General features: G+C 61.6%; 26 protein-coding genes. 15 read left to right on the forward strand and 11 right to left on the reverse strand.

The features are described from left to right. Positions 1-110 precede the first annotated feature (110 nt). Complete coding sequence (locus QRM96_RS20015) at positions 111-263, reverse strand: hypothetical protein (RefSeq protein WP_285320714.1); 153 nt, start codon at positions 261-263, stop codon at positions 111-113. Between the two features lie 201 nt (positions 264-464). Further along, complete coding sequence (locus tag QRM96_RS20020) at positions 465-1,478, reverse strand: DUF4192 domain-containing protein (RefSeq protein ID WP_285320715.1); 1,014 nt, start codon at positions 1,476-1,478, stop codon at positions 465-467. A 682-nt stretch (positions 1,479-2,160) separates the two neighbouring features. Between QRM96_RS20020 and QRM96_RS20025 the strand changes: the two genes are divergently transcribed. Genes QRM96_RS20025 through QRM96_RS20040 form a run of 4 tightly spaced genes read left to right on the forward strand, consistent with a single transcriptional unit; the run spans position 2,161 to position 4,606 of the window. Further along, positions 2,161-2,592, forward strand: a complete 432-nt coding sequence (locus tag QRM96_RS20025; RefSeq protein ID WP_285320716.1) for a LexA family protein — start codon at positions 2,161-2,163, stop codon at positions 2,590-2,592. Positions 2,593-2,601: 9 nt separating this feature from the next. Continuing rightward, positions 2,602-3,900: a Y-family DNA polymerase gene (locus tag QRM96_RS20030; RefSeq protein ID WP_502934910.1), complete on the forward strand. Its 1,299-nt coding sequence runs from the start codon at positions 2,602-2,604 to the stop codon at positions 3,898-3,900. A 36-nt stretch (positions 3,901-3,936) separates the two neighbouring features. After that, on the forward strand, positions 3,937-4,263 hold the full coding sequence (locus QRM96_RS20035; protein WP_285320717.1) for a hypothetical protein: 327 nt from the start codon (positions 3,937-3,939) through the stop codon (positions 4,261-4,263). Positions 4,264-4,297: 34 nt separating this feature from the next. After that, positions 4,298-4,606, forward strand: a complete 309-nt coding sequence (locus tag QRM96_RS20040; protein WP_285320718.1) for a DNA ligase-like domain-containing protein — start codon at positions 4,298-4,300, stop codon at positions 4,604-4,606. A 327-nt stretch (positions 4,607-4,933) separates the two neighbouring features. On the opposite strand, the gene QRM96_RS20045 is transcribed toward QRM96_RS20040, so the two are convergent. The 6 genes from QRM96_RS20045 to QRM96_RS20065 form a co-directional block, all read right to left on the reverse strand. Further along, a complete protein-coding gene (locus tag QRM96_RS20045; protein ID WP_285320719.1) occupies positions 4,934-5,635 on the reverse strand; it encodes a hypothetical protein in 702 nt (233 codons plus the stop codon). A 673-nt stretch (positions 5,636-6,308) separates the two neighbouring features. Next, a complete protein-coding gene (locus tag QRM96_RS20050; protein WP_285320720.1) occupies positions 6,309-6,986 on the reverse strand; it encodes a hypothetical protein in 678 nt (225 codons plus the stop codon). Between the two features lie 10 nt (positions 6,987-6,996). After that, the gene (locus tag QRM96_RS20055; protein WP_285320721.1) at positions 6,997-7,701 is read right to left on the reverse strand and encodes an 8-oxoguanine DNA glycosylase OGG fold protein; all 705 of its coding nucleotides are present in this window, start codon (positions 7,699-7,701) and stop codon (positions 6,997-6,999) included. A 226-nt stretch (positions 7,702-7,927) separates the two neighbouring features. Beyond that, on the reverse strand, positions 7,928-9,274 hold the full coding sequence (locus QRM96_RS20060; protein WP_285320722.1) for a competence protein CoiA: 1,347 nt from the start codon (positions 9,272-9,274) through the stop codon (positions 7,928-7,930). A gap of 452 nt (positions 9,275-9,726) precedes the next feature. Further along, positions 9,727-9,879, reverse strand: a complete 153-nt coding sequence (locus QRM96_RS21080) for a hypothetical protein (RefSeq protein WP_502934911.1) — start codon at positions 9,877-9,879, stop codon at positions 9,727-9,729. Then, positions 9,839-10,279, reverse strand: a complete 441-nt coding sequence (locus QRM96_RS20065) for a recombinase family protein (protein ID WP_502934912.1) — start codon at positions 10,277-10,279, stop codon at positions 9,839-9,841. The genes QRM96_RS21080 and QRM96_RS20065 overlap by 41 nt, the downstream gene beginning before the upstream one ends. A gap of 1,051 nt (positions 10,280-11,330) precedes the next feature. Between QRM96_RS20065 and QRM96_RS20070 the strand changes: the two genes are divergently transcribed. After that, entirely contained in the window at positions 11,331-12,272 is a 942-nt protein-coding gene (locus QRM96_RS20070; RefSeq protein ID WP_285320723.1) for a ParA family protein, read from the forward strand. 134 nt (positions 12,273-12,406) lie between these two features. Next, on the forward strand, positions 12,407-13,021 hold the full coding sequence (locus QRM96_RS20075) for a hypothetical protein (RefSeq protein WP_285320724.1): 615 nt from the start codon (positions 12,407-12,409) through the stop codon (positions 13,019-13,021). Positions 13,022-13,198: 177 nt separating this feature from the next. Here QRM96_RS20075 and QRM96_RS20080 read toward each other — a convergent pair whose 3' ends face one another. Continuing rightward, the gene (locus QRM96_RS20080) at positions 13,199-15,040 is read right to left on the reverse strand and encodes a MarR family transcriptional regulator (protein ID WP_502934913.1); all 1,842 of its coding nucleotides are present in this window, start codon (positions 15,038-15,040) and stop codon (positions 13,199-13,201) included. Between the two features lie 202 nt (positions 15,041-15,242). Continuing rightward, positions 15,243-15,479, reverse strand: a complete 237-nt coding sequence (locus tag QRM96_RS20085) for a hypothetical protein (protein ID WP_026264817.1) — start codon at positions 15,477-15,479, stop codon at positions 15,243-15,245. Between the two features lie 604 nt (positions 15,480-16,083). Between QRM96_RS20085 and QRM96_RS20090 the strand changes: the two genes are divergently transcribed. Genes QRM96_RS20090 through QRM96_RS20100 form a run of 3 tightly spaced genes read left to right on the forward strand, consistent with a single transcriptional unit; the run spans position 16,084 to position 17,898 of the window. Continuing rightward, positions 16,084-16,536, forward strand: a complete 453-nt coding sequence (locus QRM96_RS20090) for a hypothetical protein (RefSeq protein ID WP_018762619.1) — start codon at positions 16,084-16,086, stop codon at positions 16,534-16,536. Further along, the gene (locus QRM96_RS20095; protein ID WP_285244213.1) at positions 16,537-16,983 is read left to right on the forward strand and encodes a hypothetical protein; all 447 of its coding nucleotides are present in this window, start codon (positions 16,537-16,539) and stop codon (positions 16,981-16,983) included. 3 nt (positions 16,984-16,986) lie between these two features. After that, the gene (locus QRM96_RS20100) at positions 16,987-17,898 is read left to right on the forward strand and encodes a hypothetical protein (protein WP_285320726.1); all 912 of its coding nucleotides are present in this window, start codon (positions 16,987-16,989) and stop codon (positions 17,896-17,898) included. 5 nt (positions 17,899-17,903) lie between these two features. On the opposite strand, the gene QRM96_RS20105 is transcribed toward QRM96_RS20100, so the two are convergent. Beyond that, positions 17,904-19,046: an alpha/beta fold hydrolase gene (locus QRM96_RS20105; RefSeq protein ID WP_285320727.1), complete on the reverse strand. Its 1,143-nt coding sequence runs from the start codon at positions 19,044-19,046 to the stop codon at positions 17,904-17,906. Positions 19,047-19,221: 175 nt separating this feature from the next. Here QRM96_RS20105 and QRM96_RS20110 point away from each other — a divergent pair, with 175 nt between their 5' ends. From QRM96_RS20110 to QRM96_RS20135, 6 genes are read left to right on the forward strand one after another with little or no spacing between them, the layout of a single operon-like run. Continuing rightward, a complete protein-coding gene (locus QRM96_RS20110) occupies positions 19,222-20,301 on the forward strand; it encodes a CHAP domain-containing protein (RefSeq protein WP_285320728.1) in 1,080 nt (359 codons plus the stop codon). Further along, positions 20,298-20,810, forward strand: coding sequence for a hypothetical protein (locus QRM96_RS20115; protein ID WP_285320729.1), 513 nt, complete (start codon positions 20,298-20,300; stop codon positions 20,808-20,810). Before QRM96_RS20110 ends, QRM96_RS20115 begins: the two co-directional genes overlap by 4 nt. Positions 20,811-20,854: 44 nt before the next feature. Continuing rightward, positions 20,855-22,315 (forward strand): chromosome partitioning protein ParA, encoded by a 1,461-nt coding sequence (locus tag QRM96_RS20120; protein ID WP_285320730.1) that lies wholly within the window; start codon positions 20,855-20,857, stop codon positions 22,313-22,315. A 32-nt stretch (positions 22,316-22,347) separates the two neighbouring features. After that, on the forward strand, positions 22,348-22,947 hold the full coding sequence (locus QRM96_RS20125) for a DUF6668 family protein (protein WP_285320731.1): 600 nt from the start codon (positions 22,348-22,350) through the stop codon (positions 22,945-22,947). A gap of 11 nt (positions 22,948-22,958) precedes the next feature. Next, positions 22,959-23,228, forward strand: coding sequence for a hypothetical protein (locus QRM96_RS20130; RefSeq protein ID WP_214944378.1), 270 nt, complete (start codon positions 22,959-22,961; stop codon positions 23,226-23,228). A 27-nt stretch (positions 23,229-23,255) separates the two neighbouring features. Then, positions 23,256-24,002, forward strand: coding sequence for a DUF8175 domain-containg protein (locus QRM96_RS20135; protein WP_285320732.1), 747 nt, complete (start codon positions 23,256-23,258; stop codon positions 24,000-24,002).

Consider the following 24,002-nt stretch of genomic DNA (forward strand, 5'->3'; position numbering starts at 1 on the left):
GGCAACACCCGGCGTGTCAGGCCAACCATGGATCCACCGTTATTCAGACAGTCCCTGGTTTTTCCTCGGCAAAAGGAAATTTATGGGTGCAGCGTCGGTGCTGCTTGCGGTTAGAGCTCGTAGTGTCTTTGGTCTTTCCTGGGCCGGTCCACGGGGCCGGTGGCCGGGCCCGCTGTGAGTAGGCTCAGTTCCAGGATGTCCTCGACGGGGCTCGCGTCGGGGGAAACGGTATCGTCCTCGGTCATGCGGAATTGATCTGCCATGCTCGGGACTCCTTGGCTGTGTGGGGATGAGGCTCCCTTTCACAGTATCGGCAGTTCCTGCGCGTGGGCTGGAAGTCGCGGCGCCCGCGTAGCGTTACGCGGCCGGCGGAGCGAAGCGGGGGAGGCCGCCGCGCACCTGGGGAACGAACCACGATGAGGGCCGGACCCCTCTTTGCAGTGGAGTCCGGCCCGGTGTCGAGGCTAGCGCTTCAGGCGGCGGTCATAGGCCTTTTTCGGGTCCCGGCAGCAGTCTGCCAGCAGGCCACGGTTGACCAGTTCGCCCAACAGTTCCGCCAGCCGGTATCCGGCCACGTCCTCCAGCGCGAGCTTGAAGTACCGGGCGGCGAAACTGGACTGTCCTTTGAGCCATTCCAGCCAGCCGATCAGGCACAGCATGGGGGCGCGCTGGCCTTCCGGGGTGGCTTTCATCAGCTCGAAAGCGACTTCCTGGGCGGTGTCCACGCGGCCCCAGTCCGGGCGGCTCAGGAACACGCCGAGCATCACGGAAGTGAACTGCTCCGGGGCGTGAGGGACGATGTCACTCATCATGTAGTCCCGGATGGTGGGGTGCTGCAGGGCTCCTGCCAGCTGGTGCGCGGTCTCGGTCGTCAGGCTCTTGGGGTCCTTCAGCACCTCGGCCCACGCGGCGCGGCTTGCTTCGAGGTCTTCGGGCCAGCCGTCGTGCTTGTGCCCTGCGATGGCCTCGCGGGCCGTCTCGTCTCCCGTGAACGGCGCCGGGGTAATGAAGCCGGTCACGGCGCTCCCCCGGTAGATCAGGGCGGCGTTGCCGTTGCTGGTGGTGATGGCATCCAGTGACTCATCGGGGCAGCAGCTGGTGTCCGTGCAGTGGTAGTTTCGCCACAGTTCGGAGGTCACCAGCCATGCGTCCTGCAGGGGCATCCCCGCAGTTTCCAGTTCGGTGCGCAGCGCTTCGACGTGGTCCGAGTAGGGTTGCGGTTTTCCGGCGGTGTTCTCGTCGGTGTAGATGATCAGCAGGCTGCCGGTGGCCGCTTCGTCGGCGGTCAGGTAGCTGACGGTGGTCTGGGCGAAGTTGGCCGGTTCCAGCCCGAACGGGGCGTCGACGCGAAGCGTGGCGCCGATCTTGTTTCCCTGCATGGTGATCGCGACGAAGGATTCCTGCGGGGCAAAGCCGAGCGTGTGCGGGATGAAGGCCAGGACGTCGGCCGGGCCGGTGAATTTGATGAAGTCGTTCATGGTGTTGCTCCTTCTTGCCGAGAAGTTGGGTGGGTGGGGCGACCAATGGTGACCGGCCAGCTCCCCTCTCCCCCCGTTGTTTTTTGGCTGCTGGCGAAGCTTGCGGAGCTGTGCCCGACGGAGGCCCGTCTACCCGCAGGGCAAGGCACGGAAAATCTTCGGAGGAAATCAGCGACGAAGGAGCGCCGGAGAAGAATTTCCGGGCAGCAGGCCCCGACGAAGGAGGGGCTAGAGGGGCCGGAGCGGGCACGTACAATCCGAAGGACAGCAGCCAAAAAACGTCGTAGACACACCAGGTTCAGGGGGTCCGGAGCTCTGCGACGGCACGCCCTGGACCCAACAGCCGGCCGCGAAGCGGACGCCCACCAACTGGTTGAAGCGCAGCGGAAACCAGGTGTTTGCCTCCCGAACTGGCGGCCCGCTGACATTCCCTTGGTCCTGTCCATGGTTGGGGGCAATTCGGGTTATCCACGGCTGGCTTTTTTGGGAGCCACGGGGAAGCTCCCGTCGGTAGTCGTAGCGGTGGATAAGCCAGAAAAGGAATTGTCCCCGGCTGTGGGCAGCGGCCCCGCCGCCAACATTAGGCACCCTTGGGACCGGTGCAACAAGATGGCGGAGACGCATTGTCTGTCCCTGCGCGTACACTGATTAACTCGAACATATATTCGAATAAAGGTGTGTCGTGGGCGTAATTGGTGGTTCCCGTGTGATAGATGCGGGCGTTTCGTTGTTGTCGGTGCTGGTCTCTTCGGTGCGGGTTGCAGCAGGGTTCCCGTCGCCGGCGCAGGACTACTTCGATGGCCGGCTCGACCTGAACACGCACCTGATCAAGGACGTCACCAGCACTTACGTCGTGCGGGTTTCCGGGGAGTCCATTGAGGGCGCCGGGATCAGCGACGGGGATGAGCTGATCGTGAACCGGGCACTGGAGCCACATGTCGGGTGTGTGGTCGTCGCGGTCCTGGACGGGGAGCTGACGATCAAGTGGATGCGTATCACCCCGACAGGGATAGTGCTGCAGGCGGAGAACCCTGCCTACCCGGACATTGAAGTGCCGGCCCTGTCCGACCTGACTATTTGGGGCGTCGCAACCCGATGCCTCCACCACGTTTAGGGCCGGGCAATGTCTAAGCCGGCGCTGATGCGGCACATGCCGCAGATCGCGCACGTGGACGTGAACTGTTTCTACGCCTCCGCGGAGCGGGCGTTCGACCCCTCCTTGGAGGGGAAGCCGGTGATCGTGCTGTCCAACAACGACGGTTGCGCTGTCACCCGTTCCCCTGAGGCCAAAGCCTTGGGCATCGGCATGGGTGAGCCCTGGTTCAAGCTCGCTCCGCGGGCGAAGGAATGGGGCCTGGTCGCGCTGTCCAGCAACTACGAGCTGTACGGGGACATCAGTGGCCGGGTGATGGAGTTGCTGGGCCGGTACTCGGCCTGGCTGGAGGTCTACAGCATCGACGAGGCCTTCCTCGGCGTCAAAGGCTCCCCGGCAGAGCTGCTGGCGATGGGTCGGTCGATGAAGGCGGCCGTCCGGCGGAACGTGGGAGTACCGGTATGCGTCGGGATCGCGCCGACGAAGACGCTGGCGAAGCTGGCCAACAAGTGGGCGAAGAACAACAAGGCCTTTGCCGGGGTATGTCATTGGGATTCCGTACCCGCAGCGGAGCGGGAGGCGTTGTTGGGCCGGCTGTCCGTTGAGGAGGTGTGGGGCATCGCCGGCAGGCTGACGACACGGCTGAACGTGATGGGTATCTTCACGATCGCTGATCTGGTCCGGGCCGATCCGGTGGCCATCCGGGACAAGTTCAACGTCGTGGTGATGCGTACCGTCCTGGAGCTGCAGGGCACGCCCTGCATCCCTATGGAGGAGGAACGGATCGGGCGGGACCAGCTGATCTTCTCCCGATCCTTCGCCAAGCCCATCACCACCGCGGCGGGCATCCGGCAGGTGATGAGTGTGTACGGGCAGCAGGCCTCGGCGCGGCTGGCCAAACACGGGCTGCAGGCGAAGGTCCTGACCGCGTTCGCCGGTACCTCGCACTTCAACCCCAAAGACACCTCGTACCCGTCGGTGTGTGTGCCGTTACCGATGCCGACCGCCGACCCGGTGATCCTGACCAAGGCCGGGCACGCCCTCCTGCCCAGGATTGTTGAGGGCGTCCGGTACGCCAGGGCAGGGATCATGGTCACCGACCTGCGCCCCAGCGGCAACCAGGCACCCCTGTCCCTGTTCGAAAACCCCCACGAGGAACGGCACATCGGGACCCTGCTGGAGGACGTCACCCGTCGCTACGGACGCGGGTCCATCGGCCTGGGGCATGGCGGGATCCGGGGCGGCCCGGATTGGACGATGAAACGGGACATGCTCTCCCCGAGATACACCACCCACTGGGGCGAACTGCCCCTCGTCAAAGCCGCCTGACCAGCCCTCTGCACCATCCAGGAAGACAACAAGCTCATGACCATCACCCCAGAAGCTCCTACCCTCAATGCCCCGGTGGACGTTCGCTTCACCAAGGCCGGCACTCCCCTGGCCGTCCGGTACGACGGACGTATCTGGGCCGTAACCGAAGAACCTGTCCACTGGTTCACCAGGGACTCATGGTGGGAGACCCGCCGAAGCGTTCCCGTAGGCGTCGGGAACGTCGTTGACATCGAACACTGGCGGGTTCAGGTTCGCCTGACCTCTACCTCGGCGCTACGAACATTCGAGCTGCGCCGCGACCCCCTGTCGGAGCAATGGCTGCTCGCGGCCATCACGGACGCAGGGGCTGCGGCCGCCTGACCCCCCCATGGCTGGCGGCGGTAGCGTGGCTGTCATGACTGAGGACGTGCTGGCAACGCTGCGGCCGCCCGTGCCCCTGGCTCTGGCGAAAGCGGTTGAATCCGTCCCTGCAGAAGCGGCGCTGCCCGGCGGCAGCGTCTATGAGCCCAAGTGGGATGGCTACCTTCACTGCACAGTGTCAACCGCGGCTCGTCTTTGGGAAGAGAACGGACTTCTTGAGGAGAGATATAACGACATCTTGCGGCATCAAAAGTTTGGGTTACCTGCCTTGGTCCGGGAACGCCCGGCCTCGTTTGTTGTCTTCGATCTGCTGGCCGTCGCCGGACACAAGGAAGCGCGCTAACCCCAACGCGCTACTGGCAGACGGTCAAAGGCTCATAGTCGTTCGCACGGATCACGTTTAGCTCTGAGAACACGCCAGATGGCTCCACTAGGCCTCTGACTAGGCATGCCACGACGTCGCTCATGATTCCCGGTTCCTTGTGACACGAGGCCGGAGGTCTGTTGCAATCTGCCTCATGCCACCGAACATGCGTAGGTTTTGTTTGAACCGCTAGAACAAATCCGATAGGCTCGTGGGGAAGCAAAGGCGTCGGCCCTCCGGTGAAATATCCTGACAGCTGACCTGGCTCCTGGTTTGATTGCTGCGGCACCCAGGAGCTGCTTCTTTTTAAGCATCCTTTTGCGGCTGCACCTGTCGGCCGGAGGGAACGTCAATGGTCCGGACCCTATTGGAGACGGCGTTATACATCTCGGGTTCGTTCTCAGCCATGTTTCGGTAGAGCGCGTAAGAAATAACATCCGGCAGCCAAAGAAGTTTTTCGTAGGATGGCGAAGCCTGAAACGCTGCGGTCGTTCGAGGGATCAAGTTCTGTTTCCGGGCCTGCGAAAAGATATATTCGTCTCGCTTACGCGATGCCTGATCGTGGCGTTCCTCGACCACGATCAGCTCCACCGGCTCATGAACCGCGCCGCTGGTGAGCTCGCAAGCAAGCGCGGTTATGCAATCCAGGCGGGCTTCCTCCAGATTGCTGTCCTTCTCATCAACCTCAGATTGCACAGCAATAACAATTGGTTCGACGCCATCGACTACGTAGTCGATCAAGGCCATAAATTTGGCCTTGCCCTCCTCCGACTGAAAGGCCTGCGTCGAATGCCAATATTCTGCCTCGGCCACTTCGATCAGCTGTTTGCGCATGATCTCGTGTTCCTCTGGGGCGATCACAACGGCGGTGGCGATGTAGAACGGTGCCGCGTTCCTCTGCTGTTCCTTTGACCGGTAACTTTCATCAACGAATGCAACCGGTTTGTCGCCGTTACGCACATATCTAGCTGCAAGAAGCTCAGCCTTGACCTTGTTGTTCGAGCCCATTGGTCCAATCCTCGTTGTGACAGGCAACGATGAGTTGTCCCAGCCCTCCAGCATACTGCGGAGGCCCAGCCATCATGGCTAGCCCGCTGGCGGTCAAACAAGTCCGCCGGAGGGCTCGGACGCGTCCTATTTCCTTGGACCGGGGACACCGCATGGCAGACATACTCCCCGAGATTCGAGTTCGCGAAGCGGCATTGCGAACTTGATAAAGGCCGGAAGCCGGGAATCGCCTAGGCATAGGTGCGTCATTTGCCGCCCGTCTGGATAGCCTTGCTAGAAGCCGCCGGGAACCGGTGAACGTGATCCCACGCTGTACGTGGCTTTATGAACCGGGGGAAACGGATGGGCAACGGCCAGGCATTAGTGGAAGACAGGCTGCGAGTCATTTTGGACACCAACATCCTGGTGGCCATTGAGGGTGACACCCTCACGTATCCCAGTAGCCATCGTCGTCATACGAAGGGGCGGGGGTCGAGAGTCGATACCCCTGCCCTTCTGTGTTCGCCGAAAGCCCAGCCAGTCACCAGGGGTAATGGACGTATGCGCAAAAAGGATCGTTTTTGGATGCTTGATCTGGTCCACATCCTCAAGTGTTTTGCGCCTATCCCCCGCTGGGCGATCGACGACATAAGGTCCACCGCTCACCCTCGGTAGGTTCTGAGGGTAACGGCATTCAGTGCCGTGAAATCTTGTCGTAGTGATCTGCGGTCCAGTGGCCTTCGTAGAAGCCCCTGTCGTTGCGCCGGTGCATACGTGTGTCAATCAGGGGTGAGTCGAGGATCGATTCACACAGCGGTGTCAGCGCGTCCACCACGATCGTGCCGAGGTGGGCGAGGATCTCGATTTGCCCAGTCGAATGCCCGAGGAGCACGGGAGCCATCTCGGACAGAACGTAGTCGACCTTCTCCTTGGGCACCCCGAAGTGAACGCCTCCTTCCACGTTGGCGTAGTACTTCACCACCTCGAGGACGGTCAGTGGCCGCCCTTGAACCTGGCCCACCCTTGCACCGATGAACTGCTGCAGCTTGGGCAGCGCCGGATGCTCGGGTCCGCCGACGAGCTCCGGTCCGCCAAGTCGGAGGAGATAGGACAGATCCGCGTCGTCGCGGCCGTCGCCAGGAGCACTCCACTGTCTGATGCGGAAGTCTGTCGGAATATCTGGGCGAGCGGCTCGAACAGTGTTGAGGAGGGGACGGGCGTCGATGAGGAGCTTGCGCAGAAGCGGCGCAATCCCGAGCATCTCGTAGCGGCTCCGCGCGCCTGGATCCTGGCTTCGTCGTCGCACATCAGCAACAGTCTCGACGAAGAGCCATTCGGCCAGCATCGTCTCCGGGCCTACCTTCGGTGCCATTGGATCTAATTCACCGGCCGTGACGTCTAAAGAGAGTTAGTTCTATCTCGTCCGGTCGGACTCGTCGTGCCGTTTCGAGCCGTTCGGTTGCTTGGTTCGCCCAACGGTCAAGCAGCCGGCTGTACCGTTCGTATGTCTCTGGCCACCAACCTGCCGTTGGCGCTTGTGGCCATGCGTCCTGGCGCAGGTTCTTGGCGACTACCTGATCCAGGATGACGTAGCGTGGTTGCGCAGCGCTGCCTTGGGCGAAGTATAGGAATTTAGTTGAGAACGCCGGCCCAAACCACGGGATTCGTCCAGCGCCTCGATTGCTGGTCAGGGTGCCGTATGCGTTGCGAGTAGGTGCTCCGTCCCTAACCAAGGCCCACGCGTCGAGGAGAAGCTGGCCCGCGTTTTCTTCCCGTCCCGCTAAGCTGTCCAGCCGCTGGTGGAGCCGTGGCGCACGCGTCCCCAAACCCCATGCCAGAGAGTAATAGAGCAACTGGAAGGCGTTCGCTACGGTCCGAGCCTGATCCCCAAGGTCGAACACTTCTTTGCGCGTCAGCGATATGGGCTGCCCGCTGCCGAGCTTCCCCTCGGCCGGTCGTAACTTACGAGCAGAAAGGGCGCGCTGCCATCGACCACTGTCCACGGAAACTGCGTGGCTCATTACAGCAGCAGCCCCGGGAAGTTTCGCGAAAATGTCATCGGGCAGGGGTGCATTTTCGTTGATCATGGGAAGACTCTACGTGGGCCGGCTGACACAGACAGGCGGCTTTCATCGTTACCGCCAGCCGAAGCGGCGGTTACCAGGGGTGATGCAACCTCTGTCAGCATGTATGCCCTCCTTGTCGTCCTCAAACTCTCCTCCGCAATCTGTGCACTCAAAGCGGAATCCGTTAGGGCTGACGCGGTACCGGGGGTCCGCTCTGAGCTGCTCCATCCGTTCGGCATGGGCCTTCTTAGCGGCCAATCGATACGGCAGTTCCTCGTTCCCCGTTTCGGTCACCCAGGACGGCTTGCGGCGTGGGCGGCTCCCGGTACAGCACATCGCGGGCCCCAACGGCGGCAGCGCTTGCTTCTGCAATAAGCGTCCACTTCTCTGGAGGTAGCGCGGACACCCACCGGCCCTGAACGACCTGTTTGCATTCGGGACACACGAATGTCCGTCGCATAGGCTGGCCCCTCACCTGATAAACCTTCGCCTTAGCTAAGCTGCTCCCGGCCGCAGCCAACCATGCATCGACGTGAGCACGGCCATTGTCGAAGTTCTCGCTCGGAGGGCGCCACATGGTGTCCGCGGGCGTCCGTGGGCTCGTTGGCTTCGTCGACCGCCAGATGATCATGGGATGGCCTCCCTCCATGCAAAGGACTTCACTGGCCCAGACGCCCTTGAGAGCGACAATCGGGCGCACATCAGTGGCGGCCGGTGCTGCGGCGGATGCGATGAACCTGGCTTCTACTTCCGCTGCCTTTAGCGCTGACTTCTCCTGCGCCAGGCGCCTCAACTCTGCAGCCTCCTCTTCCCGCGCCAGCTTCTCCGCTGCCTTTAGCGCCGCTTTCTCCTCCGCCAGGCGCCTCAACTCTGCAGCCTCCTCTTCCCGCGCCAGTTTCGCCGCCGCCGCTGCGGCCTTCATTCGCTCCAATTTGGCGATCACATCTAGCTGATGCTTTGGCGTTCCGTGAGGCCAGTAAAAGGTCGGGTGCAAGACCGCGTCCACTGCAGCCCCAACACGGTCTCTTTTGCCGAACAACGGCTGGTAGGAGGCGAGGTCCATCAGCGCCCCCGGCGCCTCGGGCAAGTCGCTGGACTTGCCGAAACCCGTAACGACCATCGGCAGCCGAACCCGGAACCAATCGAGGTCGTCAGGGACGACCCACACCGCCCCGATGCGATCGTCTGCATAACGCTGGGACCGGCGAATGTACTCGTCTTCGCTCTGCGGTGACAGCTGCACCTCGAACGCGAGTCGTTTGCCGCTGGCATGAGTAGCCAAAACGTCGGCAATCCAAACCCTGTCGGGGTGCGGGTGCTCCACCTCAGCACGCCACTCTGGCATCGCGTTGATTCTGTTTTTCAGCGCCTGCTTCATCGCCAGGTGTTGAGCTGACTCAGACTTGTGCTGGATGGGGCACTCAATGTCTGGGTAGTGCTTGAAAAACTGTCTGCCTTGTCGCGTTACCCGGCTGGCACGTAGGCCGCACTCAATCAGCGTCAGGCTTGGGTAGTCAGGGTGACTCGCCAAGGCCCGCCACGGTTCGTGCGCCATTTGTGTGGCATCGACGCGTTCACCCTTCAGGTACGCCACTAATTGCACAGAAGCTCCCCCATTTCTGCTGCTGATATCTCGGGATCAATGTATAGCCCCCGGCGTCCCCACAATCAGAGCACCTAATAAGCGCGTACCAGGCGCACTGCACGGTTCGAGGGTTAATGCAGGAGCATGAGCAAGGCCAGCAGGAGGTAAGGAGGGGCGTTGTCGAGCAAGGGACGAACATTCATGCCGGTTCCTTCGTTAGGTGGTGACCCCGGGTTCCGCAGCCGATGCAGGAACCTTCGCTAGGTTTCGGCGATCTCAACAAACGATCCTTTATCAGGACGGGACAACCAGCTGCCAGCGTCGTTAGCGGATCCGCTCAGTCAGCGGACTACCTTTTATCTCAACAACGTGTCTCACGTGGTTTTTCTCAACAGAAGAGAAACGCTCCTTTGATGAGGTCGCTAGGGTAACCCGATCTCCGGGCCAGCGTTCAGGGCCCGCTAGGCGGGCTCAGATCCGGCTTCTGGAATGTCGTTCCTGCTAAAAGCCCGGGTCAGAGATGAAACGCTTACGCTAAGCCGGTCCGCCGTTTCTTTCAAAGTCTTTCCCTCGTTACGCAACTGCCGGGCAGTTTCCAGCTTTCCCGGCGTCATCGACCGCGGGCGGCCCCCGAGCCGGCCGCGCGCTTTTTTCTGCAGCAAGCCCAGGCTTCGTTCTTTCCGACAGCCGTGACCGTTCGTATTCTGCAAGGGAAGCGAACATGTCAAAGATGAGCTTGCCGTGGGCACTAGTCGTATCCAGCCAAGGTTCAGCCAGGGAACGGAAGCCTATCCCGCGCTGACCCAGCACCGTAACAACGTCTGCAAGGTCGGAGGTACTCCGGCCTAGCCTGGTCAGGTCCGCAACCAACAGCACTTTGCCCGGCTGCAGATAATCCAAGCAGTCCTTCCACCGCGCTCTTGACTGGGTGGCACCGGACACGGACAGCTCCAGCCGCCACCAACGCGTCCACCTGCGAACCCAGCGATTGACCACGGGTACTGACCCTCGCATAGCCAACTATGTTCCTGGGCACGTCAAAACCCTCCCGTTACCCTTTTGACGGTTTTCTTTTTGGCAACCAGTTTTGACTAAGAGTAGGAGTACTTTCTCGACCGCTTTCGAAGGCTTACCGCCACGAGGTCAGAAACGGTCGCGGTGTCCTCCCCTGCACATGCGCACGCTCACGATCCACTTCGGCCCCTGGCTATCGGGCTGCAGGAGCCTCCGCGATCAATCCCGCAGAATGACGAGGTGACCACCAACTGAATCAGTCGCTTTGCCAACGGAGCCCTGTTCTGAAGACAAAAATTTGTCACTAGGGAAAGTACGCCGCTTACCGATTAAAGCGAAGCGGTCAGCTTACACGTTCGTGAGTGGAACTTCGACTAGCAAGTAATTGCCACTCAGGGCTACCGAATGTGGATGGTTGCGGCCTGCTTCGGCGGCTAAGCAGCCGGATTAGCACAAGCGGGTTAATTCGGCCTCCCCCCTGCCCGTCACGGCCTCTCTGCATATGTCACCAGCGGGGGGCTACGCAAGGCTTATCCGTATTCCTGTTGGTATCTCGTGCGAAGCTCGTCTCTCGACTAGCATCTTTCATGCCATAAGCTATGCCATACGTCCTATTGGACGCAGCAGGGTAACAACAGCTTGATCAACCGCACGTCATCTTGTGGGTGACATTGCATGTATATCTACACAAATACAGGCCTTGCCTATCGTATAGAACCACGCTTTTCACAATATGTGAGTTCCAATAGCTACTCACGTTGCTACAAACATTGATCCAACCACGATTCGGACTGCCTCAAGCGACACGATACGTCGAATTATGAATCGAACCTGAGTGACAATGTGGCCTCCTATAGGCTTTGTCACTGGAGCACAGGTAGACAGTCACGCCAGACATTCAGCCGCATGCATGACATGGCGTCCCATGGATGGACCCACACGAAAAATTGTGGTGTCTCATATGCGTGTCAATGCCATCATTCCCGGAGGAGTGCACATAGCGTGGAATGCAGACAATATGCCCCCCACCAAGTAGGAGAGTTACCGGTCGATGGCACGATCTCTGCAAACCCAGGTACCGCCGAAACCCCAGGCAACGCGCGCCATTGACCGTGTGGTCTCCCTGGCGAACGGCAAGGGTGGGGTGGGCAAGACCACAACAGCAGCCAACGTTGGCGGGTATGTGGCCCTGGCTGGCTCCCGCGTGCTACTGATCGACCTTGACCCCCAGGGCGACCTGGCTCGCGACCTCGGATATGAGCGCCAGACGGGCAGGGAATTTTTTCAGGCCCTCATCACGGGCACGACGCCGATGATCCTGCGTGACGTGCGGGACAACCTGGACGTCATTCCTGGTGGTCAGGATTTGGAAGACATCCAGGGCCTTATGGTGTCCCGCTCCAGCCGCTCCGACGCCGGCGACTTCGGTGACATGCTTTACGCCGTCCTGGCCCCGTTGGCAGACGATTACGACTTGATCCTGATCGATACCCCGCCGGGGGAGCGGATTCTCGTGGAGGGTGCCTTTGCCATCTCCAGCGCCGTCGTCATTCCTACCCGCTCCGATGATGCGAGTATCGACGGAGTCGAACGCATCGCCCGCCGCTTCATGGCGGTCCGCGACCGGAACCCATCGCTGCAATTGGCGGGGATCGTCCTCTTCGGCGTTGGACCGCGCTCCCTTCGCTTGGAACGCAGCGTGCGAGAAACTCTGGAAGAGATGCTCGGCACCGTCGCCCCGGTCTTCGAAACCCGCATCAGGAACCTAGAGAGCGCAAGCGCCGACGCCCGTCGCAAGGGCCTGCTCTTCCACGAACTCGAAGGTGCCGTTACCGACGCTCAGAAGAACCGTCTGAAGGCGCTCCGAGCGGGGGAGAAGCCAGCAGACGGCTTCTTTTCACGCAATGCCGGCGGACTGGCTGAAGAGTACGAGCAGTTGACCGGCGAGATCCTCGCCCGACTGAACGAGATCGAAAGCGGGAACCAGGCATGAGCGGCCGGCAGAGTCTTGCCGGGGCATTCGCACCTGTAGCGCCTGCCCGTGGCGCAGCACTGCAAGGGTTGCTGGCTCCAAAGCGGGGGAGGGGCACACCTACCCCGGAACCCACTCTCAAAGAGACCCCGGAGGTGCCGGCCCGGGAACTTGTACAGGCGCCGCCAGAAGCAGCACCCGAGCCCGCTGATACGCAGGCGCCTACTGAACAGCCAGGGCCAGATATTCCGCCCGCTGAACAGGCAACTGTTGAGGAGGCGCCCCTTGAGGGAACAGGGGAGCGCGAGGACTCCAAGCCCCCCTCAGTCAAGACGCCGAAGGCCACCAAACCGCAGCAGTCTGCTTCCAAGAAGGCGACTAGTGCGGCCAAGGCTTCTGAGCTGGTCCCCGGGGCTCTCCGCAACGTCGGCGTTTACCTGCCGCCGGCACTCCTGGCACAGGTCAAAGATGCCGTCTACCAGCAGCGGACCACATATGCGGACCTGTTGATTGATGCCTTCGAAGCCGTCGACGACAAACAAATCGCCGATGAGTTCACCCCAGTGACCACGCTAACCAACTCCGGCATGCCTAGGCGCGCACCACGGAAACGAGGAGAAGCCGGCATTCAGATCCAACTGCGCCTCGACGGACTTCAGGTTGCGTGGCTGGATGAGAAAGTCACTGAGTTTGACGCACCCTCGCGCAGCGCGCTGGTCTCGACCGTCTTCAAGCTTCATATCCAAGCGGGACAAAAAGTGGGGGAGTGATCCCGCCTTCAAACTAGGAAGTGCCTTCCCATAGTACTTATGGCATGCCTTATGGCATGACGTAAATAACCCACGGTTCGTCCCGAGGTACACGTACGACAGCTACTTCAGCTGCACGCCGTAAAGGACTGCATGCGGCCACCTGGACTTGCCACTGACCGACTTTGACTCTGGCCTTTACCCCGCTCTGTTGAAAGCCATGTCGGACAGCGACCATTCATCAGGGGGCCCCTCAAAGAGTTCCCAGGGATAGTCATCATCGGGGGAGAGCAGCTGCGGAACACAGTCGACGTTCTTTGCGAGCCATTCCCGCCAGATAATCCTGTCGTTGCGATACCGCTGCAACTGGAGGGCCACAGCGTCGAACACCCCGAACTGTTCGGCGAGCAGCCTTAGCGAGGTGCCAGTGACGATCGACCAGGCCCGGCTTGCACCTCGGGAGACCAAGTTCCAGGCGGCAAGAACCTCCAGGGCTTCATGCACGGCGGACCGGGACAACCGGGTGACGCGCACGATGTCGGCTGTCACCATGAAGGGAGAGTGTTCCAGGGCTTCGTAGACGAACGCGGCCGGCAGCCCCAGTTCCCGGAACACCGGGCGGAGGGCATGGATTTTCCCTTTCCGCCAGGAGGCGTCCTCGGCTGCTGTCTTCAGCTCTTCGGGAATTGTCAGCATGTATAGATCGCCCTTGGTTCCACGGGCTTCTTCAACAAGGGTAATCAGGGGATCCTTTTCGCCACGTAGTTCCCGCAGGTGCAGGCCGACTGTGGTGTGGTCGAGGCCTGTAGCGACCGCGATGGACCGGACGCCGAATTCGATAAACCGGGAAGCTGTCATGTGTGCTGCCTCCCCCAACGCCCTAAGCACCATCCGTCGTGCCATTCCTGTCCTGGATTCCTGATAGTTCACCTCCCTGATGCGCAGGGCATTTCGCCAGCTTCGGATGAACCGATGCTCTGCATCGGGGTTAGAAATTGGAGGAATCCCTTTTACCCCTGCCGCCTGTGTATCTGGCTGGCTTGTGGGGGATCTGCGGACACTGTCATTCGGGTCGGTTTTTGCGGGGTTTTTTCTCAAGTGGCTGAGGGCTTTCATCCAGTCCCGGCGCAGGGCCGGGAGCCTGTGACGGGCTGCGTACCGGGCGTAGAAGGATGCCAGTCCAGGCCAGGTTCCCTGGAGCAAGCGGCGCTCCACGTCAACGAGCTCGAGGCCGGCGGCTGCGGCGCCGACGATGACTGCCTGGCGAGCGTCCGAGTCTGAGGCGTACCGGCTGGTGTCGTACATGCCGGTCTGGGCGAGTACCTGCATGGCCCGGGACATGCGGCCCACGGGGTGGTCCACGACGGGTGCAGAGGAGGTTGCCGGGGTGAAGGTCTCTTCCTGGCGGAGTGCCCTGACGGCTTTGATCTCGGCGGAAAGATCCTGGGTCATAGCGGTCCAGACCGCTGCGCTGTTGGGCCGACGGGCGATGTCGTAGGCCATGGAAAGGCTCATCGCCAGTTCCTGGTGGCCGCCGCGCTTGTGCGGTGAGCCGGGGGTTCGCATGCAGCCGTGGAGCAGGTTCTGGTGCGGGGTCTTGTCCAGGGTCCGGTACCGGGTGCCCAGCGCCTCGACAAGATCACGCGCCTCGGAGAAGGTGACCCGCTGCGCCAGCGGGACGTAGACGTGGCGGCCGCCGTTGGGGGAGTAGTCCTCAATCCACCGGGCCCCGACCGAGTGCAGCCAGGTCTGGACCGCGCGGACGTCGGCCTGGACCCAGTCCGTACCTGCTACCGAGGAGTCGAAGTCGAGGAAGATCGCCGCGCAGGTGCCGTCCTTGCCAAAAATTCTCACGGCCGCGGGCAAAGAGGGGAGCGTTTCGGTTAGGTTCCGTTCGTGTCGTTGCGGGTAGGTCTTGCCCCCATCCCGCGACAACCGTACGCGCGGCTGACCGGCCAGCAGTGGTGTTAGTGCTGTCCAAAGGGTGGCTGGGTCATCCTGCTGTCCTGACACGCCAGAAGTGGGGTGTAATGGCAGCACGGAGACGTGCTGATGTACGATGTCAGTAATCCTTTCGGGGATTGAGGTACGAAAAAGGGCCGATCCTGCCAGATCGGTTTCATAGCAACACAAAGGATGGCCGTTTCAGGCCTTCCACGACTTACAATCTGATCCGCCGGCAAGCAATCCAGAGGGTAAGTCTCAAGCTTCGAAGGCCCGCCTAGTGCGGGCCTTCTTTTGGTTATGAGGCCATGCGGATGGGCAACTCCTGCTGATAGTCATCCCGGTCGAGTGCGGCCAGGTCTTCCTTGAGTTGTGGCTCGACAACGGACAGAAGATATTCCGTAACGGTCAGGCCCTTGTGCGCTGCCACTTTGGCGATACCGTCAGCGGTTGGTTCAGGTGAGCGGAAACCAATGAACTTGCGCAGCCCTTTGCTAGGACGCCCGCCGCCTCGATTTACTGCTACTGCCGTCATTTGCTGTGTCCTTTGATTTTGTAGCCGCCTAAGCCGCTACAGCTTCATCGTTGTGGTGCCCGCCCCGCAGAATCACAGGATGATCCTTCGCGACTGCTCCGAAACTATCACCGGCCTAGCAACCCTCATGGGATTTGTTTTCAGAAAACGGGAGCGTGTCGTCTTTGTGACCAGTCAGTGTCCCCTGTTGCATCCCATCAAGCTTGTTGGGCCGGCCTTCCGCGCGGTCTATCAGAGCGCCTACATACTCACCGAAAGACATGTTGTACCGCTGTCTCGCTTTCCAGGCAGCGAAATGCTGATCCGGTTGCACAAGGCAATTCAACGGCGCCTTCTTACCGAGCAGCTTGGGTGGACGGTATTCCTCCATGTCACTCACCCTCACTTCGGTTCAAGAGAACCTTTAGACGTACAAGTTCTGCCGTGGCGGCACGCGGTGCTTCTTCAAAAGACCATGCAAGCGCCAGACTACATACATGTTCCGCACATGCACAACTCACTGCCTGTACGCCCTGGTAGGCGTCGGGTAGCATTTTGTTAGCTGCCCGCCTGCTCTGTGTGGCGGCCTACACAAGAGGCTGAGCTTGGCTAAGGAGCTTTATTGATGGCAAATGGGGGCCGCAGCGTGTTCCTCACGCAACAGCAGAAGAAAGAGCGGCTGGCGGATCGCATGGGCATTCTGGTGGACATCTGGGAGTCCGATCACAACAGCGCGCTCACGTACCCTCACGTGGAGGAGGCACTCTCCGCCCACGGTATCCAGCTGTCACGGACACGGTGGTCCTACTTGATTAACGGCACCGGCAGCCTGGTGACCGATCAGGAACTGCTGAAAGGCATAGCAGAGTACGTTTTTGCCGTACCCGCCAGTTATCTCTGTGATCTCAACAGCGAGACTCCTCCTGAAGTAGAAGCGCGTATGGAATTCCTTGTGCAGATGCGCAAGCTCAAGGTGAAGAACTTTGCGGCGAGAAACTTGGGCGCCACCTCGCCCGAGATGCTGAAGACGATCACCAGGATTATCGATGGATCGATGAACGGCGAAGAGGAAGAATAAATGAGCCTCCCGCCTGTCGCCGAAAAGGTCCAGGAGCTATGTGGAGACGGTGCGACGTCGATGGAGGAAGTCGTCGACCGCTTGACCATAATCTGCGAGAAGCCGATCAACCTGGTCGAGTACAAGGAGTCCTGGGGCGCGCTGACGGCATTCAAAGCCGAATTTGAAGACCGCATTAACGTCTATTTCCCTCCGCAGAAGTCGCAGCAGTACAAACTTCATTGCATCTATCACGAGCTTGGCCATATCTACTTGGAGAGCCTTCGGACTTCTTTGGCTCTGCCGAACCTCTCGGAAGAGATGCTGCGGGAAACCGCCGATGCAATCAGCATCACCTGCCGGTCTGTCCCGAACCATCCCGTCGAACGCTGGGTAGAGGAGTTCGCTTTCGAAATGTCGAAAATGACCCGAGCACGGAGCTCGTTCGAGCCTGAGCCTTTCCTCTAAACCATGAAACTGCTGCTCGTGGCGCTGCTGACTGCCCTATGCCTCCTTCGGATCCCCTCAGTGGTCAAGGTGGCGGAAGCCCGGGCCTCCTGGGTGGCATCAGTGTTCGGCCTCGCGGCGCTCTACGTCCTGGGAACTGTTACACCGCTAGAGACCATCGACAGCTACCTCGGTGGTGTCAACGTGGCGAATCTACTTCAAGCCATCTTCGCGCTGCTGGCCATTTTCTTCTTCAACGACAGCGTGCGGAGGCTAGCGAATGTGGCGGTCCGGTGGCCTTACTATGCTCCGTTGCTGAGCATTCCCATCATGATTGCCAGTTTCGCCCTGGTTAAGGACAAAGCTCCAACGTCGGCGGACTTCATCGATTACCGTATGGACCAGCTCGCAACCGCTGTATACAGCGGCTCTTACATGCTCGCGCTGCTGTTCACCGTGCTGAGGATTATCTACATGCTCCGGCACAAGGCCAGGGGCCTGTACGCAACATTTTCAGCAGGCCTGCTCGTAGTTGCGGCAGCCGTCTCGTGCCACCTCACGTACGTGTTGCTCTTCCATTTCTCGCCTTGGCATACCTTCGCAGAGGCGATCGGATCATGGTTTGACCGTCTGTTCTACGCCGGCCTCTCGGTGACGGCAGCCGGGTGGCTGATTCTCTTCCTGTCGAAGCAAATCCCGAAGTTGCGGCTTTGGATGATTGACGCGCTCTGGCTGACTGGGCTGAGGATCCGGGTGCACGCAGACCACTCTCGAGTCAGCCCGGCATGGGACCTCTTCAATGAAACGCTGGAGAATGGGGTCTACAAAAGCCTCATCGTCCTGCACAACTACCAGCGAGGGAACCTGACAGCGTTCCCGGAGTCTGTTCAGGGCAGGATCAGCCAGATTGAGGCGAAGCTCGACGCCCAGGTCTAGGGGTGCTAGGTCAGGATCGTCCTGCTAATCCAACTCGTCAGTTCATTCGTGAAAGCACTGGGAGAGGCATTCCACTCCTGAGTGTGGTGCGCCTCCGGTAGAGGAATCAGGGTGACGGTGCCCGGATTCGCGCGTTGGAACGCCACGGAGATTTCCCAGGGAACCTCCTGATCCGCGTGGGAATGCAGAACCAACGTCGGGACTGCCACCCGGTTGGGTACATCGACCCATTCAAGGTCATCGAAGTTAATCGTTTCCTCCAGCCCGAGCATCCTCGCGAAGAGGGGAGCCTGCAGCAGGGACATCACAAGGTTGGCCCCTACCGGCGGCACTCCTGCCCGTGCCGCCCCCGCTGTAATGGTCTTACGCCAGCTCGTGACTGGCCCAACCAGGACTATCCCGACGATCCGGTCACGGTAGGCGCTGCGTTCTGCTGTCAGCAGGGCAATGGTGCCACCCATTGACCAGCCCGAGAGGATGATTCGTTTCGCTCCATGAGCCACGGCATAGGCAACAGCGCTTTCCACGTCACGCCATTCCGTTTGCCCAAGGTGGCTCGATTCGGCCTGTGGCGGGCTGACCTCCAAGTCACTGCGGAATGAAGGAACCAGAGACGTGAAGCCCAGGTGACTGAAAGCGTGGACGTCACGAAACATGATCGAGCGGTCAGTCCAGCTGCCATGAATATGGATCACCCATGTGCCCGCGTTCTTACCTTCGAATAACCAAGCCGGTGCCGCACCGTATTCGGTGGGGATGTGCACCTCTTCAAACCGCCCGGCCACCGCAGAAGGTTCGAAGAACACATCAGGGGTCCAATCGACCACCGGCCCCAGGGACGTCGGCCGGGAGTCCTGTGTATGAATTAGCCGCTCAACGAACTTTTGATCCTCGTCGATCAGCATGACCTCACCGACTCTTGTGTAGCGTTCTGTTGCAGGGTCAAACACGCCAAAGTCGCCTTGGGCTTTGGTGTAGTCATCCAAGTCGATTCGGAGCCTGCGGCCATCATCTTTCAGCTCGGCGCGACGATAGTCCTTCGGTCCCCGTCCAACGATCTTGCGCGCCATCAGAACCGCGAATCCAGACAGTGCAGCCACGGGTGCAAGGAACGCCAGGCAGGCTAGACCGCGCCGTGTCGTCAGCATCAGGTCCCACCCTCCAGCGCGGATTCAAGAAGTGTTACGAAGCCAACTCATCGTAACGTTCCCCCTAACCTTGTATATGTAGAATGCATGCCAACTACAGGCATTGCACATGTTCACTACAGGCCTGTATCGTTTGGGGGAGCTTGTTAACGCCTGCGGCTCAGGGGGGATTCACATGCAGCGGAAGTCACTTGGCCTCGTGGCGCTGATCGTGGTCCCCGGCCTCATCTTCGGGCTGGTCTTTTCCATACTCCTACTCCTTGCCCCGGCGAAGCCCGCCGCTGCCGACTGCGGCCCGACAGTCTCGGTGTCGATCAACGGCGATACCAAGGTCGATGGTTACTCCCAGGAGCAGTTGAAGAACGCTGCGGCGATCATGGTTGCCGGCAAGGCGCTGAATCTGCCCGTGAAGGGCCAGATGATCAGCGTCATGGTCGCCTTGGGGGAGTCAGGGCTCCGTGTTCTGGACCGTGGCGACGTCGCCGGGCCGGATTCACGGGGTTTGTTCCAGCAGCGTGGGAACGGTGCGTGGGGCTCGTACGCGGATCGGATGGACCCGACCATCAGTGCGACGAATTTCATCAAGGCGCTGCAGAAGGTGGATGGCTGGGAGCTGCTGGCGCCGACAATTGCTGGCAACAAGGTCCAGCGCAACGCGGACCCGTACCACTACCAGAAGTATTGGCCTGAGGCCGTAAAACTCGTCCAGGCCCTCTCGGACGGCACATTCTCGCTGGAGGGCAGCGGCTGCGCCATTCCAGGGCAGTCCGGGGCCGGGGATGACTACCCGTGGAAGAACTCACCGACCTGGGTGCAGGCCGGCACGGGCCCAGCGGTGGCGTCGCCGCTGGGCATGTTCTATCGGGAATGCGTGGACTTTGCGCTGTGGCGGGTGAACCAGCAGATGGGGTCCACCAGCGCACCGTTCAAATTCCTCAATGGCACCTTCCGTCCGGACGGTCAGAAGCTGGGTTCTGCGCTGACGTGGAAGGCCGGCTGGGATGCCAAGGGCTGGGCCACCGGCAACATTCCCCGGGTCGGCGCGGTCGTTTGGTACGCGCCCGGTGCCGGGGGAGCGGACCCGACCTTTGGCCACGTCGCGGTGGTGAAGGAAGTCAAGGACAACGGGACCTACGTCGAAGAGGGCTACAACGGCAACCCGCCGCCGGATGACCACAACTACTACACCCGGACGGTCAGCAACACGGTCCCGTCAGCCTTCCTGTACCTGCCCACTCAAGAGGAGAAGAAGTGAAGAAATCCCTGGCACTGACCGCGGTGGTCCTGCTGCGCACGGCCTGCGCACCGGCAGCGAGCACCACGCCGGTACCGGCGCCCAGCACGGCCGCCACGGCCTCGGCGCCGGTCTCCCTGAGCGCGGGCAGCGGCCCGCAGGCCCCCGATGGCACGGTGCCAGCCACCATCGGCATCAGCTGGGATCAGGCCGGCAAGGACGCCGCCGTAGACACCGCCCAGAAGGTCATGGCGGACTTTGCCCGCCCGGGCGTGGATGACAAGCAGTGGGCCAACGACCTCGCTCGTTGGCTCACGCCGCAGGCCACCGCCGATTACTCCGCCGTGGATCCGGCCAATGTCCCCGCCACTCGGGTGACCGGCCCTGCGACGCTGGCGGTGGATGAGGCCAACGGCTACGGCGTTATGGCAGCCGTGCCCACCGATGCCGGGACCTACACTCTGCAGCTGCTCCGCACCGGCAAGGAGGCCCCGTGGAAGGTCAACCGGTTCACCCCGCCCGCCTCGTAAACGCCCGCACTTCACCAACCCCGTCAACGTAAGGAATCAGGTTCATGAGCACCATACCGACAGAGGTCCTGGCCTTCCCGAACATCAAGGCCATCATCAGCGACAACGGCACCGCCGAGGTCGTCGTAGCAGGAAACTCCCGCGTCGTCCCGGCAGGGGAGACCCTGCAGGACCTGCGCGACAACGCCCTGGCCCTTGTCGTGGCCGAAGCCAAGACGCTGCAGCGCCCCGTCCGGGTCCGCATCGAGGATCCCGAAGGCCACGGCGAACTGATTGTCCACCCGGGCGGCAACGTCGAATCCGTCTCCTACGTGCCCCGGCCGGGCCGCCGCCGCACTGCCGCACCCGCCAGCACGCACCCTGCGTCCACCCCTGAAATTGTCGACGCCGCTTCAGCGCCAACGCCCGTGGTGAAGCCTGAAGCTGCCCAGCCGACCGGGGACCGCCAGCCGTGGCCGCCCCTGGACGGGGAGACGGCGGTGGCCGAGGACGTGGCTCCGGCCGACGATGAGGCACCGCAGCAGGCTGTTGCAGCCGATGCGCCAGTGACCCGACGCAGTTTGCAGGAGACCTCCTTCCTGGTCAGCGCCCCTGTGCTGGAGCCGGCCACACAGGGCTGGCGCGGCACGCTGACCCGCCTGGGCTTCCGGATGGACCCCTCTGCGGAGGAACGGTCCGAGCGTGAAGACATCCGCACCGTCAGCCAGCACTGGCCCGGCCCCCGGACCATCGCCGTGGTCAACCGCAAGGGCGGCGCCAACAAGACCCCTACTGTTGTGATGCTCTCGGCGATCCTTGCCCGCTACAGCGGAGCCGCAACGGTGGCCTGGGACAACAACGAATCCCAAGGCACCCTGGGATGGCGGACCGAGAAAGGCGCCCACGACCGCAGCGTCCTGGACCTGATCGATTCCTCCACCGAACTGCTGTCCCCGTCCACGAACGCGGCCGAGATCGCCAAGTTCGTCCACCACCAGACCGCCGATAAGTTCGACGTGCTGCGCTCGGACGAAAACGAAGAAGGCGACCACGAAGTCACCGCCGAGGAAGTGGACATCGCCCACCAGGTCCTCACCCGGTACTACCGGCTGGTCATCATGGACTCCGGCAACACCGCCCGGGCCGCCAACTGGCGGCGGATGATCGACCACACCAACCAGCTCGTCGTCCCCGTCACCGCCATCGAGGACCGCGCAGAAGCCGCCCGGCTGACCCTGCAGACCCTCGAATCCCGTGGGGGCCACGACTCCGGGCTGGCACGCAACGCCGTCGTGATCGTCTCCGAGTCCACCGACGCCAAACGCAGCATGACCGGCGATGCCCTGAAGCGCGCCAAAGCCGAGGCACAGCGCATCGCGGACGGCTTCGAACCGTTCGTGCGGGCCGTCGTCCGCATCCCGTACGACCCCGCCCTGGTCAACGGACCCATCAGCTACGAAGCGCTCCAGCCCGCCACCCAGCGGGCATGGCTCGCCGCGGCCGCCGCTGTGGCCAAAGGCTTCTAGCACTATCCCTGCGGAACCTGAGAGGAGGACCCATGCAACAGACCCTGAACCCCTGGGTTACCCGCCCCACGACGGATGAACCGGCTGAGGAAACCCGGGCTGCGGCTGCCCCGCCGGCGGCTGTCATCAGCACACCGCTGCGGGGCATGGTCGAGCCAGACGCGGCAGACAGGCTGGCGACCCGCAGCATGGCCGGCACAGCCCGTCTCTGGGTTGTTGGCACCCACGGGGGAGCGGGTGAAAGCCGGATCGCTGACCTCATCGAATCCGCCCGTCCGACGGACCATCGCTGGCCCGTTCTCCCCAGCGGCGCCAAGCCGCCGGTGCTGCTGGTCTGCCGCGCAGACATGCGCGGCCTGACCACTGCCAGGAACGCACTCACCCAATGGGTATCGGGCGCCGCCCCGCAGGTCGATCTCCTCGGCCTCGCCGTCCTTGCAGACGCCCCGGGAAAGACACCCAAAGCACTCCGGGACTTCACCACCCTCGTAGGCGGCGGAGCGCCACGATTCTGGGCTCTGCCCTGGGTGGACGCCTGGCGGCACACGGACACCACAGCACTGCCAGCCGTTCGCGAATACCAGCGCTTCATAACCGACGTGGCCGCCCTGGCCACCGCAACCAACCACTGAAAGGTCTCACCATGAACACGTTCACTGCACTCTCAACCAGCGTTATTCCCAACCCCACCCCCGTCGTCCCTGCGCAGGCCGGCGGTCTGTTGACCATCCTGAACTGGGCCTCCGGTATTGGCCTGGTCCTCGGCGTCCTGGGCGTCATCATCGTCGGCATCGGCATGGTCATCCAGCTCCAGCGCGGTGAAGGCGCGCAGGCGATCGGCAAGCTCGGCTGGGTCCTCATGGGCTGCATCATCATCACCGGTGCCGCAGGCATCGTCCGCGCCTTCGTCTAGACCAGCACCACCAACGGGAGGTTCCGTATGAGCCAGTCAACAGAGAGCACCACCGAAAGCAATCCGTTCACAAAACCCGGCTTCATCATCGCGGCCGCGCTGGTGGTCACGCTGGTTGCGGCAGGGATCGTCATCTTCCTGCTCCCCAAAGGGCAGAGCAATGCAGAGCCCGCACCGGCGACGAGTAGCACAGCCACCGCCAGCCCCATCGCTTCGAGCGACGGAGGAAAGAGCATTTGTGGGCTGCCGTCTTCCTCGGAGACATCACTTGGGGCAGCGCCCACCTCAAAGTGGGAGTTGGTAGGCAAGATGGCAACCCCGACGGATCCTGAAGTTGGGCCGGGCAAAACCGATACCAACGGCTTCCGCTCATGCTTCGCACATTCACCCACCGGGTCCCTCTACGCGGCTATGAACGTAGCTGCTCTTGGATCCTCGGGGGAACCCGAGATTCTCAAGCAGGTCGCCGACAAGCTTCTCGTCCCGGGAACCGGTAGAGACGCCGCGATGAAGGAGACGGCCAGCGGCACCTCATCCAGTGGCAGCAACACAACGATTCAGGTGAAGGGCTTCCTGATTAAGTCCTACACACCGTCGGAAGCTTCCATCGATCTCGCCTTCGCCACGGCAACGGGAGCCTTGGGCCGCACAACCTTCTCCATGCGCTGGCTGGACGGAGATTGGAAGGTCAAACCCTCGGACGACGGAGCCCCCTTCGGCCATATCTCCCAGGTCAGGGACCTGGGCGGCTTCATCCTCTGGTCCGGAGTCTGA

The sequence above is a fragment of the Pseudarthrobacter sp. lyk4-40-TYG-27 genome, from assembly GCF_030209295.1.
Lineage (GTDB): Bacteria > Actinomycetota > Actinomycetes > Actinomycetales > Micrococcaceae > Arthrobacter.